The organism is Oleiphilus sp. HI0043 (genome assembly GCF_001634935.1).
The window spans coordinates 1-345 of record NZ_LWEY01000920.1 but is presented as its reverse complement, the minus strand read 5'-3'; the positions used below and the strand labels follow the sequence as shown (position 1 = coordinate 345).

The following is a 345-nucleotide window of genomic DNA, read 5'->3' as shown; positions in this document are numbered from 1 at the left end:
TTTGACTTTAAAGCGGTTAGTGTTCCTGAGCCAGCTACATACTCGCTGCTAGGTCTCGGGCTTCTAGCTATGGGGTTTGCGCGTCGTAAAGCTAAATAGTAGTCCAGAGTTTAGCGCAGCAGCAGCTCGGGGGAAGCCCTGAGCTTCCTCGAGAGATAAGGCTTAAGAAGCAACTTTCTTAAGGCTCTTCCTTTTTTGAATGGCGGCGATACATAGCTGTAATTACTTCGAGTTCTATGAAGGCTCATTTTCGAGCTATGTCAGTCATCGATCTTATTGTATAGCAGATTACTAAATGAATAGGGCGTTATCTTGGGTTAAAATGTATTGTTATTCCTTAACGAA

1 protein-coding gene is annotated in these 345 nt (G+C 43.5%); it reads left to right on the top strand.

Features of this window, described 5'->3' with window-relative positions:
• Positions 1–99: PEP-CTERM sorting domain-containing protein (locus A3729_RS34560; protein WP_156497872.1), on the top strand; the 99-nt coding region annotated here is incomplete at its 5' end.
• Between the last annotated feature and the right edge of the window lie 246 nt (positions 100–345).